A 13,589-nucleotide genomic window follows, 5' to 3' on the forward strand; every position below is an offset into this window, starting at 1 on the left:
CCGCCGCCGCAAGGTCGCAGGCCTTACGAGCCCTCCGATGCGACGAGACGCGGCAAGAATACGCGCGTTTCGGAGGGAGGATGGATGATGGGGGAGATAATTCGGCAAGCGGTTGGATTCGCTAGGAATCAACCAGCCGCATTGTGATGGCTGGGCGAGCCACCCTCTCAATCCGTCACCCTAGGCCTTGTGCCGAGGATGACGAAGTGGGGTGGATGGGGGGAGAAGACGGGGGGCGTTCAGCCCTTCATCCGCCAGGTCGCGCCGTCGGGGCCGTCCATGACGACGACATTCAGGGCGTTCAGCCGGTCGCGGATGCGGTCGGCCTCGGGCCAGTCCTTGGCGGCGCGGGCGGCGGCGCGTTGCTCCAGCAGGGCCTCGACCTCGGCCTTCAGGGCGGGATCGCCGCCCTCGAACCAGGCGTCCGGCGTCAGCGACAATACCCCAAGCAGGCCGGCGGCCTCCCGAAGGCTCCAGCGCGCCATGGCGACGTCGTTGATGTCGGCCTCGGCGTCGTTCAGCAGGTCGCGCAGGGCGTTGCCCAGGCCGAACAGCTGGGCGATGGCGCCCGGCGTGTTGAGGTCGTCCTCGAGCGCGTCGAGCACGGGGTCAAGGGCGTTTTCGGCCAGCTCCGTCTCGGCCTCGTCCAGCGTGGCCGGGTCGAAGTCGGCCAGGGCCGCGTCGGCGTCGCGCAGGACGCCGTACAGCCGATCCAGGTTCTTGCGGCTCTGATCCAGCAGGCCCTGGTTCCAGTCCAGGGGCTGGCGATAATGGGCCGACAGCAACGCCCAGCGGACGACCTCGCCCGGCATGGCCTGGACCAGATCGTGAAGCAAGAGAACGTTGCCGATGGATTTCGACATCTTCTCGGCGTCCACCGTCAGGAAGCCGTTGTGCATCCAGTAGCGGGCGTATTCGTCGTGCGCCAAGCCATCATGCGCATGGCCGTGGGCGCAGACCCCCTGCGCGATCTCGTTCTCGTGGTGGGGAAACACCAGGTCGACGCCGCCGCCGTGGATGTCGATGGGCAGGCCCAGGGTCCGTTCGATCATGGCCGAGCATTCGATGTGCCAGCCCGGACGCCCCTGCCCCCAGGGCGACGGCCAGGACGGCTCGTCCGGCTTGGACGGCTTCCACAGGACGAAGTCGTGAGGGTTCTTCTTGTAAGGCGCGACCTCGACGCGGGCGCCGGCGATCATGTCGTCCAGATTCCGGCCCGACAGGGCGCCGTAGGCGGGATAGGACGAGACGTCGAACAGGACGTGCCCCCCCTCCTTCTCGTCATGGACGGCATAGGCGCAGCCGGCGTCGACGATGGCCTGGATCTGATCGACGATGGCCGGGATGTAGTCGGTGACGTGCGGGGCGATGTCGGGCGGCGAGACGTTCAGCAGCCCCATGTCGGCCAGATAGGCGGCCTCGTAGCGGGCGGCGATCTGGCCGATCGGCACGCCTTCGCGCGCGGCCTTCTGGTTGATCTTGTCGTCCACGTCGGTGACGTTGCGGGCGTAGATCACATGGTCCGCGCCGTAGGTCCGGCGCAGCAGGCGCACCAGAACGTCGAACACCACCGGCGGGCGCGCATTGCCGATATGGGCGTAGTCATAGACCGTCGGGCCGCACACATAGAGCGTCACCCGGTTCGGATCGCGCGGCTCGAACAGGCGCTTTTCACGGCGCAGGGTATCGTGGATGTGCAGCGGCATCGGGTAAGGCGGACTTCGTTTTCTTGCAGGACGGAGGCTCCGTCCCATATAGCGGCCTGATATACAGTCCGAGCGGATTGTTAAATGCTAACCTGGGGGCGTCGGCCCCGGTCGGATCAGTTCATGAGCGTCATCCCCGCCAAGCCCGTCCTCGTCAGCGACGGAATCACCCAACGCCCCAGCCGCGAACAGGCGCTGGAGGCGGTGCGGACGCTGATCGCCTGGGCCGGCGACGATCCCGACCGGGCGGGCCTGATCGACACGCCCCAAAGGGTGGTCGACGCCTATGGCGAATGGTTCGACGGCTATGAGGCCGATGCGGCCAGGGAACTGAGCCGCACCTTCGAGGACGTGACCGGCTACGACGACATGGTCATCCTGCGCGACATCGAGGTGGAGAGCCATTGCGAGCACCATATGGCCCCCTTCCTAGGCAAGGCCTATGTCGCCTATCTGCCGGGCGAGAAGGTGGTCGGCATCTCCAAGCTGGCGCGGGTGGTCGAGATCTTCGCCCGACGCCTGCAGAACCAGGAGACCCTGACCAACGACATCATCGACGCCATCGAATCGCATCTGCAGCCGCGCGGCGTGGCTGTTCTGATCGACGCCGAACACCAGTGCATGACCACGCGCGGGGTGCATCATCGGCACGTTTCGACCATCACCACCCGCTTCACCGGCGCCTTCAAGGACGATCCTGCCCTGGCGGACCGTTTCCTGAAGCTGGCGAAGGCGTGAAACGGTCCTGCGCCGGCCCGTGTCGGGGGGCTGTCGCGTATAATTGACGTTCGGGCACGGCCGATCGTTTAGAACCGCTTTACAAGCGCGCATCGGGACGCCAAGAACCGAACGAGCTTTCGGGCGACCCATAGGGCCAAGACCGGCGCGCCACGGCGTCGGCCAGTAAACGGAGACGCAGCATGGCTGCCAAACTGAGCGGAGCCGGCGGCGACGGCGGCAAGACCATCGAACAGAACGCGGACATCAACGTCACGCCGTTCGTCGACATCATGCTGGTGCTGCTGATCATCTTCATGGTCGCCGCGCCTATGGCCACCGTCTCGATCCGCCTGGACCTGCCGCCGGCCCAGCCGCCGGTCAATCCGACCCAGGAAAAGGAACCGGTCTACATCACCATCCAGGACTCGGGTCAGCTGTTCATCGCCGAGAAGCAGACCTCGCTCGACAACCTGGCCACCGACGTCTGCACCGCCCTGGGCGGCGGCGCCTGCCAGGAAGAGCGCGTCTTCGTCCGCGCCCAGCCGGAAGTGAAATACTCCCAGTTCATGGAAGTCATGAACAAGATGCAGGAGAACGGCTTCTTCAAGGTCGGCCTGCTGAACGAAGACATCGAATAAGACCGGCGTCCTCTTCCCCGGATCAGGGCCGCGCTCCGAAAGGGACGCGGCCTTTTTCTTTGGGCAAACCCAGCGTCAATCCCGTCTGGCTGAGGGCCGCGCTGGAGAAGCGGCGGCGCAAGGCGGCGCCGAAAAGCCTGGTGAAACAGCGCCCGGCCCCTACCGATCCGGCGAGGGGCGCCTAACTACGTCCCCTTGCCCGAACGACGCGAAGGAGCGCCCCCCATGGCCTATGGCGACCAACCCACGATCACCGTCGACGGGATCGAAATCCCCCTGCTGGGTTTCGGCACCTGGCAGCTGGAGCCCGACGACGCCCGGCGCATGGTCGCCGAGGCCCTGCGCATCGGCTATCGCCACATCGACACCGCCTGGATCTACAAGAACGAGAAGGCGGTCGGACAGGGCATCGTCGATTCGGGCGTGCCGCGCGAAGACATATTCCTGACCACCAAGATCTGGGTCGAACATTTCGGCCATGACGCCCTGCTGAACCAAGCCAGGGAATCGGCCGAGAGCCTGGGGACGACGCCGGACCTGCTGCTGCTGCACTGGCCCAAGGCGACGCCGTCGTTCGAAGAGACGCTGGGCGCGCTGAACGAAGCGCGCGACCAGGGCCTGACGAAGTCGATCGGCCTGTCCAACTTCCCTTCCAAGGAATTCCGCCAGGCGCAGAGCCTGTCGAAGGCGCGGCTGCTGACCGATCAGGTCGAGCACCACCCCTATCTGGCCGTCGATCGGCTGGTCGCGACGGCGGCCGACCTGGGATCGTCGATTACGGCCTGGTCGCCCCTGGCCCAGGGCAAGATCGCCGACGACGCCACCATTTCCGAAATCGCCGCCGCCCACGGCAAGACCAACGGGCAGATCACCCTGCGCTGGCTGATCCAGAACCGGATCATCGCCATCCCCCGCACCTCCAAGGAAAGCCGGGCGCGCGAGAATTTCGACATCTTCGACTTCGCCCTGACCGACGAGGAGATGCAGCGGATGGACGCCCTGGACCGGGGCGAGCGGCTGGGCGACTGGCTGGACCCGGCGTTCGAATGGGACAAGGCTGACGCCTGATCGACGGCGGAGGCGGCGATGCTGAGGGAAAGGGACCGGCCCCGGCTGTGGCGGGCGACCTTCGCGGTCGTCGGCTGGGCCGCGTTGGTCCTGCAGTACATAGTGATGGTCGGCCCAACCCAGGGCTGGGGCGTGGTCGAGCGGACAGTCAACTATTTCAGCTTCTTCACCATCCTGACCAACATCCTGGTCGCCCTGGCCTTCACCGGACCGCTGATCGACGCCAATCGCAGGCTGGCGCGCTGGAGCGCCAGCGAAGGCGTTCGGGCGGCCGTGGCCATGTACATCGTGGTCGTGGGCGTGGTCTATCACGTGCTTCTGGCGCCGCACTGGAAGCCGGAGGGGCTGATGTACGGGGTCAATCTGGTGCTGCACTACGTCATGCCGGTCGCCTTCGTGCTGGACTGGCTGTGGTTCACGGCGAAGGGGCGGCTGCGCTGGATCGACCCGGTGAAATGGCTGGCCTTTCCGCTGGTCTATGGCGGCTGGACGCTGGTCCACGGTCTGGCGACGCACTGGTGGCCCTATGGATTCGTCGATGTGGACGCACTGGGCCTGGGGCGGGTGCTGGCCATCTTCGCGGGATTGCTGGTCTTCTTCCTGCTGGTGGGTGTGGGGCTGGTGGGTCTGGATCGGCTGTTCGGGCGCGCAATGCGTGACAGTTCCGCTCCGGCGCTCTAGGCATCTTCAAACACCGCTCATCCCCGCGAAAGCGGGGACCCAGTTCTTTCGCGTAGCAGGGTTTCGGGGGATCATGGGTTGCGCCGCAATCGCGATTTCGAGACGCCCAAAGCACTAGGTCCCCGCTTTCGCGGGGATGAGCGGAATGAAAAAGACCGGACGCTTCATGGCCTACAAATCCCTTCGCGACTTCATCGATCAGCTGGAAGCCCAGGGCGAGCTGGCAAGGGTGTCCGAACCCGTCTCCACCGTGCTGGAGATGACCGAGATCCAGACGCGCCTGCTCAGGAACGGCGGCCCGGCGGTGCTGTTCGAAAAGCCGGTGATGCCGGATGGGACGATCAGCCCCATCCCCTGCCTGGCCAATCTGTTTGGCACGGTGAAGCGGGTGGCCATGGGGGTGACGCTGGAGGGCAAGAGCCGCACCACCACCGCCGAACTGCGCGAAGTCGGCGAACTGCTGGCCTTCCTGCGCAATCCGACGCCGCCGCGCGGCCTGGGCGACGCGATGGAGATGCTGCCTCTGGCGCAGACGGTCATGTCGATGCGGCCCAAGACGGTGAAGAAGGCGCCGGTGCAGGAGGTGGTGCTGAAAGGCGACCAGATCGACCTGACGGCGCTTCCCGTCCAGTCGTGCTGGCCCGGCGAGCCGGCGCCGCTGATCACCTGGGGCCTGGTCGTGACCAAGGGTCCGTCGGACGACCGCGAGGACGACTTCAACCTGGGCATCTATCGGATGCAGGTGCTGGGCAAGGACAAGGCCATCATGCGCTGGCTGGCGCATCGGGGCGGGGCGCAACACTACGCCCGGCACAAGAAGGCCGGAAAGCGCGAGCCCCTGCCCTGCGCCGTGGTGCTGGGCGCCGATCCGGGGACCATACTGGCGGCGGTGACGCCGGTGCCGGACACCCTGTCGGAATATCAGTTCGCGGGCCTGATGCGGGGCGCCAAGGCCGAACTGGTCGCCTGCAAGACCGTGCCGCTGATGGTGCCGGCCCAGGCCGAGATCGTGCTGGAAGGCCATGTCCTGCTGGACGCGTTCGAGGACGAAGGCCCGTATGGCGACCACACCGGCTATTACAACTCGGTCGAGAAGTTCCCCGTCTTCCAGGTCAGCGCCATCACCATGCGCCGCGACCCGATCTATCTGACCACCTTCACCGGCCGGCCGCCGGACGAGCCGAGCGTGCTGGGCGAGGCGCTGAACGAGGTGTTCATTCCCTTGCTGCGTCAGCAGTTCCCGGAGATCGTCGACTTCTGGCTGCCGCCCGAGGGGTGCAGCTATCGCATCGCCGTGGTGTCGATGAAGAAGGCCTATCCGGGCCACGCCAAGCGGGTGATGCTGGGCGTCTGGAGCTATCTGCGCCAGTTCATGTACACCAAGTGGGTCATCGTGGTGGACCACGACATCAACGCCCGCGACTGGAAGGACGTGATGTGGGCCATCTCGACCAAGATGGACCCGGCGCGCGACATCACCGTGATCGAGTCGACGCCGATCGACTATCTGGATTTCGCCAGCCCCGAGAGCGGCCTGGGCTCCAAGATCGGCCTGGACGCGACGGACAAATGGCCGCCCGAGACCAAGCGCGAATGGGGCGAGGAGATTCGCATGGACGAGGCGGTCGTCGAACGGGTCAACGACCTGTGGGGCCGTCTCGGCCTGCCGGGTGACGGGACGCCGATCTGGAAGTAAGCTTGGCTTTTGGTGACGCCGGGGGGCGATGTGAGCGCGTTCGAGTTCTTCTTCAGCTTTTACGGCCTGCTGCTGGGCCTGTCCGTGGCCGAACTGGTCGGCGGGTTCGCGCGAGTGCTGCATGAGAAGCAGCGGATCCGGTTCGGTTGGTTGACGCCGATGCTGGCCCTGTTCGTGGCCATCGACATCGCGACCTTCTGGAATCAGGCGTGGGTGATCTTTCGTGGTGCACCTTTCAACACCTTCGTGCTGCTGATTTCATTGGCCATCGCCGCGACCTTCTATGTCGCCGCCAGCGTGACCTTCCCGCGCGTATCGACCAAGGGCGTGGGCGAGCGCCTCGACCTGGACGACCATTTCTGGAGCCATCGACGCCTCGTGTTCGGCTGCATCCTGGCGGCCAACCTGATTGTGGCCGTCGTGGTGATCGGCCTGGCTCAACTGAATTCCGACTTCGCTCGGCTCGCTTCGTCCGTCCGGCTCTGGGTGGGGGTGGCCATATTCGTGATCGGCACAGCGACGGCCGCCTTTGCACCCCGGCGCCGGGTCGCGGCGGGCGCCTTGATCGTCGTTCTGCTCTACAGCCTGTGGGGCGTGGCGAACTCGGCGGCGATCCTGATCAAGGCTGGAGGCTGGGCGCCGGCGCTGGGCGGCGGTTGAATCTTGTAAGCTGGATGCAATCGGCCCACGAAGAGCCATGAAATCCTTTGTCCTGGTCACGGCCCTGCTGGCCGCCCTTGCCTGTAGCGTGAGTTCCGCCATGTCCCAGACCCCGCCCGCGTCGCTTGCCAACGGCGCCCCCTGGGATCAGCCGTTCCTGCCGCCCGCCCTGCCCTGGGAGGGGGCGTCCAAGGCCCTGCTGCGCGACGTCTCCGATCCGTGGGTCACGGCCTTCGAGGCCGATCCGGGCCACGACTTTTCACCGAACTATGTCGACACCCGCGCCTGGTTCGACCGGCTGGACGCGGCCAGCGACCTGATCCGCATCGAACAGTTCGGCGTCTCGCCCGAGGGACGGCCCATCTATGCGGTGATCGCCTCCAAGGACGGCCCAAAATTTGGTTCTGGGTTCGATCCGGCCAAGCCGGTGCTGATGATCCAGGCCGGCATCCATCCGGGCGAGATCGACGGCAAGGACGCGGGCATGATGCTGCTGCGCGACATCGCCTTCTACGGGAAGGACGGCCTGCTGGACCGGGTGAACCTGATCCTGATCCCGATCCTGAGCGTGGACGGGCACGAACGGGCCAGCGCCTATTCCCGTCCCAACCAGCGCGGGCCGCGCATCCAGGGCTGGCGCAATACGGCGACCAACCAGAACCTGAACCGCGACTATCTGAAGCTGGACCAGCCCGAGATGCGGGCGGTGCGCGGGCTGATCCTGAAATACCGGCCCGACCTGTATCTGGACGTGCACGTCACCGACGGCATGGATTACCAGTACGACGTCACCTATGGCTTCAACGGCGAGGACGGGGCGTTCAGCCGCTCGCCCAACAGCTCGGCCTGGCTGGATTCGGTGTTCAAGCCGGCGATGAACGGGGCGCTGGAACGCGAAGGCCACATCCCTGGCGAACTGGTCTTCGGCATCGACGACGACGAGCCGAAGAAGGGCCTGTCCGACGGCGGACTGGGCGAGCGGTTCTCCAACGGCTGGGGCGCGGCGGCGCATGTGCCGACGATCCTGATCGAGAACCACAGCCTGAAACCGCACGAGCAGCGGGTGCTGGGGACCTATGTCTTCATCGAGGCGGCGCTGCGGCTGCTGGCCGACCAGGGCGCGGACCTGCGCGCCGCGACGGAACAGGACAAGGCCCTGCGCCCGGCGCAGATCCCGGCCAACTTCGAAGCGGAAGAGACGCCGTCGTCGATCCGCCCGTTCAAGGGCGTGCTGTACGAGATGTACGACAGCGCCGCCTCCGGCCGCAAAGAGATCCGCTGGCTGGGAAGGCCCGATCCCGAACCGTGGCGGATGCCCTTCTACGGCTCCAGGCCGACCCTGACCCTGACGCGGCCGACCGCCTATTGGGTTCCCGGCTATCGCACCGACATCATCGAGCGTCTGAAGGCGCACGGGATCGAGATGGAGACGGTCGAGGCGCCGCGCACCATCACTCTGTCGATGCTGCGCTTGGTCGAGCCGAAGCTGGCGACGCGGGCCAACGAGGGCCATGTCCAGGCCTCGGTCAAGACGGTCGAGGTCGAGCGGCGCAACTGGACCTGGCCGGCCGGATCGGTGCGCGTGCCGACCGACCAGCCGCTGGGCGACATCGTCGTGCTGCTGCTGGAGCCGCAGTCGAACGAGAGCTTCTTCGCCTGGGGGATGTTCCCCGAGGTCATGAGCCGGGTCGAATATATCGAGGCCTACGCCATCGCGCCCTTGGCGGACAGGATGATGGCCGCCGATCCCGCGTTGAAGGCCGCGTTCGAGGCCCGGCTGGCGGCCGAGCCGGCGTTCGCCGCCGATCCGCAGGCGCGCCTGGCCTGGTTCTACGAACGGACGCCCTTCTACGACGACCGCTATCTGCTCTATCCGGTCGGGCGCGAGGACTGAAACCATGACCACGCCGATGATGTACGCCGTCCAGGCCGCCGCCCTGTGGAGCGGCCTGCTGATCCTGCTGATGCTGGTGCTGTCCGGCGTCGTGGTCAGCGGCCGGCGAAAGCATATGGTGTCGTTCGGCGACGGCGGGAACGCCGACCTGATGGCCGCCAGCCGGGCGTTCGGCAATCTGACGGAATATGCGACGCCGGGCATGATCGCCCTGCTGCTGTTGGCGGCCGTGGGCGGGCCCGCCTGGATGGTCCATGCGGTCGGGGCGACCTTGCTCGCCGGGCGGATCAGCCATGCGCTGGGCCTGCTGTTCCAGACCGGACCGTCGCTGGGACGGGTCGCGGGGATGCTGCTGACCTGGGTGGCCTTGCTGGCGGCGGCGGTCGGACTGATCGGCTTCGCGGTCGTCTGAACCACCGGCCGGTTGCGGCGCAGCAAGCCGTCCGCCATATCGGGGCATGACCGACACCCTGGCCGCGCCCGTATCCACCGATCTTCTGAACGACATCGTCAAGGCGGCCTTGAAGGCCGGCGCCGACGCCGCCGAGGCGGTCAGCGCGGATCGCCGCGCCCTGTCGGTCGGGGTGCGCAACGGCGGGCTGGAGGATGTGGAGCGCGAGGAATCGCGCGACCTGGGCCTCCGGGTCTTCGTGGGACAGCGTCAGGCCTCGGTGTCGGCGTCCGACCTGTCGCCGGCTGCCCAGGCGCGGCTGGTCGAGCGGGCGGTGGCGATGGCGCGCCTGGCGCCGGAAGACCCCTACGCCGGCCTGGCCCCGGAGGACCGTCTGGCGCGCGGCCCCTTCCCCGACCTGGACCTGTTCGACGCCACCGAACGCAGCGCCGAGGCCCTGGAGCGCGCCGCCGCCCAGGCCGAGGCCGCCGCCCTGGCCGTCGACGGGGTGGCGCGATCCGAGGGCGGACACGCCAGCTGGTCGTCCAGCCAGTGGCGGCTGGTCACGTCGCACGGTTTCGACGGCGCCTATCAGGGTTCGGCCTTCTCGCTGGGCGTCGGCGTCATCGCCGAAAAGGACGGGGCGATGGAGCGCGGCGGCGAAAGCCGTTCGACGCGGCACCTGTCCGACCTGCCGGACGCCGACCGGATCGGACGCACGGCGGGCGAACGCGCCGCAGCCCGCGTCGGGCCGCGCAAGATCGCCTCCACCACCGCCCCCGTCATCTTCGACAACCGGATGGCCGGCCAGATCGTATCGCCCGCCCTGGGGGCCATATCCGGTCCGTCCATCGCGCGCGGCACCTCCTTCCTGAAGGACCGGCTGGGCCAGCGGGTGTTCGCCGAGGGCGTCACGCTGATCGACGACCCGTTCCGCCCGCGCGGCATGGGTTCGACCCCCTTCGACGACGAGGGCGCAGCGGTCGAGAAGCGCGCCCTGTTCGACGACGGCGTCCTGACCACCTGGCTGCTGAACAGCGCCGCGGCCCGGCAGCTAGGTCTGCAATCGACGGGTCACGCCTCGCGCGGCCTGGCGGGACCGTCAGGCGTCTCGACCCATAATCTGCACATGGAGCCGGGCGAGCGGGACCTGGAGGGGCTGATGGCCGATGCGGGGTCCGGGCTGCTGATCACCTCCATGTTCGGCCCGTCGCTGAACGGCAATACGGGCGACTGGTCGGCCGGGGTGTCGGGCTTCTGGTTCGAGAACGGCCAGATCGCCTATCCGGTCAGCGAGGTCACGGTGGCGGGCAGGCTGACCGAGCTTTATCTGCGGATGCAGCGTGGATCGGACCTGGAGTTCCGGGGCGGGTTCAACGTGCCCAGCCTGATGTTCGACGCGGTGGCCATCGCGGGCAAATGACGAGCCTGGACGACGACCTCGACCTGATCCGCCAGGCCGCCCTCGACGCCGGCGCCCTGGCCGTGGGCGAGCGCGAGGCGGGGCTGACGACCGAGGCCAAGCCCGGCGGGTCGCCCGTCACCAGCGGCGACCTGAAGGTGGACGCCATGCTGAAGGAAAGGCTGCTGTCCGCCCGCCCCGACTATGGCTGGCTGTCGGAGGAGACGGCGGACACGCCCGACCGACTGTCGAAGCGGCGCATCTTCGTCGTCGACCCCATCGACGGCACGGTCGCCTATATGAAACGGACTCCCTGGTGGTGCACCCCCATCGCCGTGGTCGAGGACGGCCAGGTCGTCGCCGCCGTCATCCACGCCCCCGAGGTCGAGGAGACCTATGTCGCCGTGCGCGGCGGCGGGGCGTGGCGCAACGGCAAGTCCATCCACGCCTCTGACGTCGACACGCTGGAGGACGCCTCCGTGCTGGGGGACGCGCGGCTGATCCAGGCGCCCTGGTTCGAGGAGCCGTGGCCGCCTATGCGGTTCGCCAAGCGCAACGCCCTGGCCTATCGGATGGCGCTGGTGGCGTCGGGCGCCTTCGACGCCGCCCTGGCCCTGACGCCGAAATGGGACTGGGACGTCGCCGCCGGCTGGCTGATCGCCACCGAGGCGGGCGCCCGGGTCAGCGACCACCACGGACGGCCCTGGGCCTTCAACCGGCCCGATCCGCGCCAGGCCAGCCTGGTCTGCGCCGCCCCGACGATCCAGCCGATGATCGTGCAGCGCTGTAAAAACGTGCCGTTTTCGACCTAGGCCCAGGGTGGAAAAACCCCGGGCCGCATTGATCCAAGACCGTTCTCGGCCTATTGCGCGCGCAAAGCTCCTCCCCAAGCCTTTCAGGACTCTTCAATGACCGACCAGAACGTCCCGCAGCAGCTTCTGCACATCGTGATCGGCGGCGAGCTGCGCCACCTGAACGAGCCGGTGTTCCGCGACGTGTCCAAGGTCGAGTTCGTCGGCGCCTACGGCAGCTACGACGAGGCCAAGAAGGCCTGGAAGGCCCGCGCCCAGGCCACCGTGGACAACGCCCATATGCGCTATTTCATCCTGCACGCGCACAAGCTGATCGACCCGCGCGGCGAAGGCGCCTGATCCTGCGACATCGGGGCGTCCGAACCGATGTCCCGATCCCGCGTTTCGCCTGCAGGACGCGAGGACGACGGTGAACCTGGAACCGCAACAGATATTCCAACTGGTCAGCCTGCTGACGGTGCTGGCCCTGTTCAGCTTTTCGCTGCGCGGCCATCTGAACCATGCCCGCTGGTTCAGGCGCTGGGAGGCCGACCGGAAGGCGCGCCGCGACGCCGAACTGGCCGCCGAAGCGCGCCAGAACGGCCAGGACGGCGACGCGCCCAAGACCGGCCCCTGGGGCTGAACCCCTACTCCCGCCGCAGCAGCTTGTCGGTCAGCAGCGTGCCCCACCAGCCGGCCTTGAACTCGGCGCGGATGGCCTTGGGGTCGTAGTCGGGACTGTCGATCCAGTCGATGAAGCTGACGCCCTTCGGCTCGATCTCGCGGACGTATTTCTCCAGCGTGTAGTCCAGCACCCCGGTCAGGCCCTCGCGCGAGTGCAGGTATTTCTTGGACAGCTGTTTCATGGCGACCGAGATCGGCTCGCCCAGGTGGAAGTGGCGATAGAAGACCGCCATCATCCCCGCGCGGTCCGCCCCGGACTTGCAGTGGATCAGCACCGGGTATTCGATGGTCCTGAACAGGTCGCGGGCGCGGTGGACGCGGTCGCGCTGAGGCGGATCGCGCGAGTCCAGCGGAGCGTCGATCAGGGTCAGGCCCAGCCGCGCGCAGGCATCCTTCTCCAGCCAGTAATAGCCCTCGTCGCGTTCGCCGCGCAGGTTGATCACCGTCCTGACGCCCTTTGATTTCCAGTAGGCGAGTTGGCGCGGCGACGGTTGATTGGTGCGGACCAGGTCCGGTCCCAGCCAGTGGGCGTTGGAAAAGGCCAGGCGCAGGAAGCCGTGATCGGCCCAGAAATAATGCCAATGCGCCCGGAAACGGCCCATCGCGGTCGAGAGATCAAATCGCGCCATGAGCGCCAGATAGCGAGCCGCGGCCCTGACGTCATCCAAACACCGCGTCCGCGCGTTGGATTGGCCATGCCGCACCCAAGGACCGCCATGACACGCCAAGCCGCCGCCCTCGCCCTCGCCCTCGCCGTCGGTCTCTCGACCGGGGCCGCCGCCCAGGCGCCCTCCGCCGCCGCGCCGCCCGAAGACCCCGGCCTGATCGCCTATCTGCGACAGCGGGCGCACGATGCGCTGGACACCACCCGCTATACGGCGGCCAACACCCCGGACGGGGCGATGACCGTCGTCTATCTGACCGGACCGAACTGGTGCGGATCGGGCGGATGCCGCCTGCTGGTGCTGGACCGCGTGGGCGGAACCTATCGCTCGATCGGCGAGATCGGCGTCGCCCGCGCCCCGGTCCGCCTACTGGAACGCCAAAGCCATGGCCGGCGCGATCTGGCGGTGCAGGTCGCGGGCGGCGGGATCGTGGAGGGCTACGAGGCCGCCGTGCCGTTCGATGGGCGGCGATATGCATCCAATCCGACCGTCGCCCCCTCGGCCCGGATCGAGGACGCGCCGGGCGAGACCCTGATCCGCGCCGACGAACCCGGCCGCCCGCTGGTTCCGGCGCCCGACAAGCCTTGACTCGA

The 13,589-nt window shown here is 67.5% G+C and carries 15 protein-coding genes; 13 read left to right on the plus strand and 2 right to left on the minus strand.

All coding sequences use genetic code 11. The features are described 5' to 3' along the window. Window positions 1-239: 239 nt before the first annotated feature. On the minus strand, window positions 240-1,706 hold the full coding sequence (gene cysS / locus DI624_RS03570; protein ID WP_291536059.1) for a cysteine--tRNA ligase: 1,467 nt from the start codon (window positions 1,704-1,706) through the stop codon (window positions 240-242). Between the two features lie 123 nt (window positions 1,707-1,829). Between cysS and folE the strand changes: the two genes are divergently transcribed. From folE to DI624_RS03630, 12 genes are all read left to right on the plus strand, one after another. Next, a complete protein-coding gene (gene folE / locus DI624_RS03575; RefSeq protein WP_291536060.1) occupies window positions 1,830-2,444 on the plus strand; it encodes a GTP cyclohydrolase I FolE in 615 nt (204 codons plus the stop codon). Window positions 2,445-2,626: 182 nt separating this feature from the next. Further along, a complete protein-coding gene (locus tag DI624_RS03580) occupies window positions 2,627-3,064 on the plus strand; it encodes a biopolymer transporter ExbD (RefSeq protein WP_291536061.1) in 438 nt (145 codons plus the stop codon). Window positions 3,065-3,289: 225 nt separating this feature from the next. Continuing rightward, window positions 3,290-4,132 carry an aldo/keto reductase gene (locus DI624_RS03585; protein WP_291536062.1) on the plus strand — a complete coding sequence of 281 codons (843 nt, stop codon included), beginning with the start codon at window positions 3,290-3,292 and terminating at the stop codon, window positions 4,130-4,132. 18 nt (window positions 4,133-4,150) lie between these two features. After that, window positions 4,151-4,813: a Pr6Pr family membrane protein gene (locus tag DI624_RS03590; RefSeq protein ID WP_291536063.1), complete on the plus strand. Its 663-nt coding sequence runs from the start codon at window positions 4,151-4,153 to the stop codon at window positions 4,811-4,813. 166 nt (window positions 4,814-4,979) lie between these two features. Then, entirely contained in the window at window positions 4,980-6,509 is a 1,530-nt protein-coding gene (locus DI624_RS03595) for a UbiD family decarboxylase (protein ID WP_291536157.1), read from the plus strand. Between the two features lie 30 nt (window positions 6,510-6,539). Next, on the plus strand, window positions 6,540-7,169 hold the full coding sequence (locus tag DI624_RS03600) for a hypothetical protein (protein ID WP_291536064.1): 630 nt from the start codon (window positions 6,540-6,542) through the stop codon (window positions 7,167-7,169). Window positions 7,170-7,269: 100 nt separating this feature from the next. Continuing rightward, on the plus strand, window positions 7,270-9,063 hold the full coding sequence (locus DI624_RS03605) for a M14 family metallopeptidase (protein ID WP_291536159.1): 1,794 nt from the start codon (window positions 7,270-7,272) through the stop codon (window positions 9,061-9,063). 4 nt (window positions 9,064-9,067) lie between these two features. Continuing rightward, window positions 9,068-9,475 carry an MAPEG family protein gene (locus DI624_RS03610; RefSeq protein ID WP_291536065.1) on the plus strand — a complete coding sequence of 136 codons (408 nt, stop codon included), beginning with the start codon at window positions 9,068-9,070 and terminating at the stop codon, window positions 9,473-9,475. Between the two features lie 46 nt (window positions 9,476-9,521). Beyond that, complete coding sequence (locus tag DI624_RS03615) at window positions 9,522-10,877, plus strand: TldD/PmbA family protein (protein ID WP_291536066.1); 1,356 nt, start codon at window positions 9,522-9,524, stop codon at window positions 10,875-10,877. Beyond that, window positions 10,874-11,668, plus strand: coding sequence for a 3'(2'),5'-bisphosphate nucleotidase CysQ (locus DI624_RS03620; protein WP_291536067.1), 795 nt, complete (start codon window positions 10,874-10,876; stop codon window positions 11,666-11,668). The genes DI624_RS03615 and DI624_RS03620 overlap by 4 nt, the downstream gene beginning before the upstream one ends. Before the next feature lie 96 nt (window positions 11,669-11,764). Next, complete coding sequence (locus DI624_RS03625) at window positions 11,765-12,007, plus strand: DUF4170 domain-containing protein (RefSeq protein ID WP_291536068.1); 243 nt, start codon at window positions 11,765-11,767, stop codon at window positions 12,005-12,007. A gap of 70 nt (window positions 12,008-12,077) precedes the next feature. Next, entirely contained in the window at window positions 12,078-12,290 is a 213-nt protein-coding gene (locus DI624_RS03630) for a hypothetical protein (RefSeq protein ID WP_291536069.1), read from the plus strand. A 4-nt stretch (window positions 12,291-12,294) separates the two neighbouring features. Here the strand turns inward: DI624_RS03630 and DI624_RS03635 are convergent, their stop codons facing one another. Further along, window positions 12,295-12,960 (minus strand): sulfur transferase domain-containing protein, encoded by a 666-nt coding sequence (locus DI624_RS03635; protein WP_291536162.1) that lies wholly within the window; start codon window positions 12,958-12,960, stop codon window positions 12,295-12,297. 87 nt (window positions 12,961-13,047) lie between these two features. Between DI624_RS03635 and DI624_RS03640 the strand changes: the two genes are divergently transcribed. Next, entirely contained in the window at window positions 13,048-13,584 is a 537-nt protein-coding gene (locus DI624_RS03640) for a hypothetical protein (protein ID WP_291536070.1), read from the plus strand. The last annotated feature ends 5 nt before the right edge of the window (window positions 13,585-13,589 follow it).

Source organism: Brevundimonas sp., assembly GCF_003248455.1.
Taxonomy (GTDB): Bacteria; Pseudomonadota; Alphaproteobacteria; order Caulobacterales; family Caulobacteraceae; genus Brevundimonas.

Bases quoted from the DNA above. Each gene is read 5' to 3' on its own strand.
- DI624_RS03620 (WP_291536067.1), top strand. From the start codon at position 10,874: ATGACGAGCCTGGACGACGACCTCGACCTGATCCGCCAGGCCGCCCTC.
- DI624_RS03625 (WP_291536068.1), top strand. From the start codon at position 11,765: ATGACCGACCAGAACGTCCCGCAGCAGCTTCTGCACATCGTGATCGGC.
- DI624_RS03640 (WP_291536070.1), top strand. From the start codon at position 13,048: ATGACACGCCAAGCCGCCGCCCTCGCCCTCGCCCTCGCCGTCGGTCTC.
- DI624_RS03610 (WP_291536065.1), top strand. From the start codon at position 9,068: ATGACCACGCCGATGATGTACGCCGTCCAGGCCGCCGCCCTGTGGAGC.
- DI624_RS03580 (WP_291536061.1), top strand. From the start codon at position 2,627: ATGGCTGCCAAACTGAGCGGAGCCGGCGGCGACGGCGGCAAGACCATC.
- DI624_RS03605 (WP_291536159.1), top strand. From the start codon at position 7,270: ATGTCCCAGACCCCGCCCGCGTCGCTTGCCAACGGCGCCCCCTGGGAT.
- DI624_RS03595 (WP_291536157.1), top strand. From the start codon at position 4,980: ATGGCCTACAAATCCCTTCGCGACTTCATCGATCAGCTGGAAGCCCAG.
- DI624_RS03590 (WP_291536063.1), top strand. From the start codon at position 4,151: ATGCTGAGGGAAAGGGACCGGCCCCGGCTGTGGCGGGCGACCTTCGCG.
- DI624_RS03635 (WP_291536162.1), bottom strand. From the start codon at position 12,960: ATGGCGCGATTTGATCTCTCGACCGCGATGGGCCGTTTCCGGGCGCAT.
- cysS (WP_291536059.1), bottom strand. From the start codon at position 1,706: ATGCCGCTGCACATCCACGATACCCTGCGCCGTGAAAAGCGCCTGTTC.
- folE (WP_291536060.1), top strand. From the start codon at position 1,830: ATGAGCGTCATCCCCGCCAAGCCCGTCCTCGTCAGCGACGGAATCACC.
- DI624_RS03585 (WP_291536062.1), top strand. From the start codon at position 3,290: ATGGCCTATGGCGACCAACCCACGATCACCGTCGACGGGATCGAAATC.
- DI624_RS03615 (WP_291536066.1), top strand. From the start codon at position 9,522: ATGACCGACACCCTGGCCGCGCCCGTATCCACCGATCTTCTGAACGAC.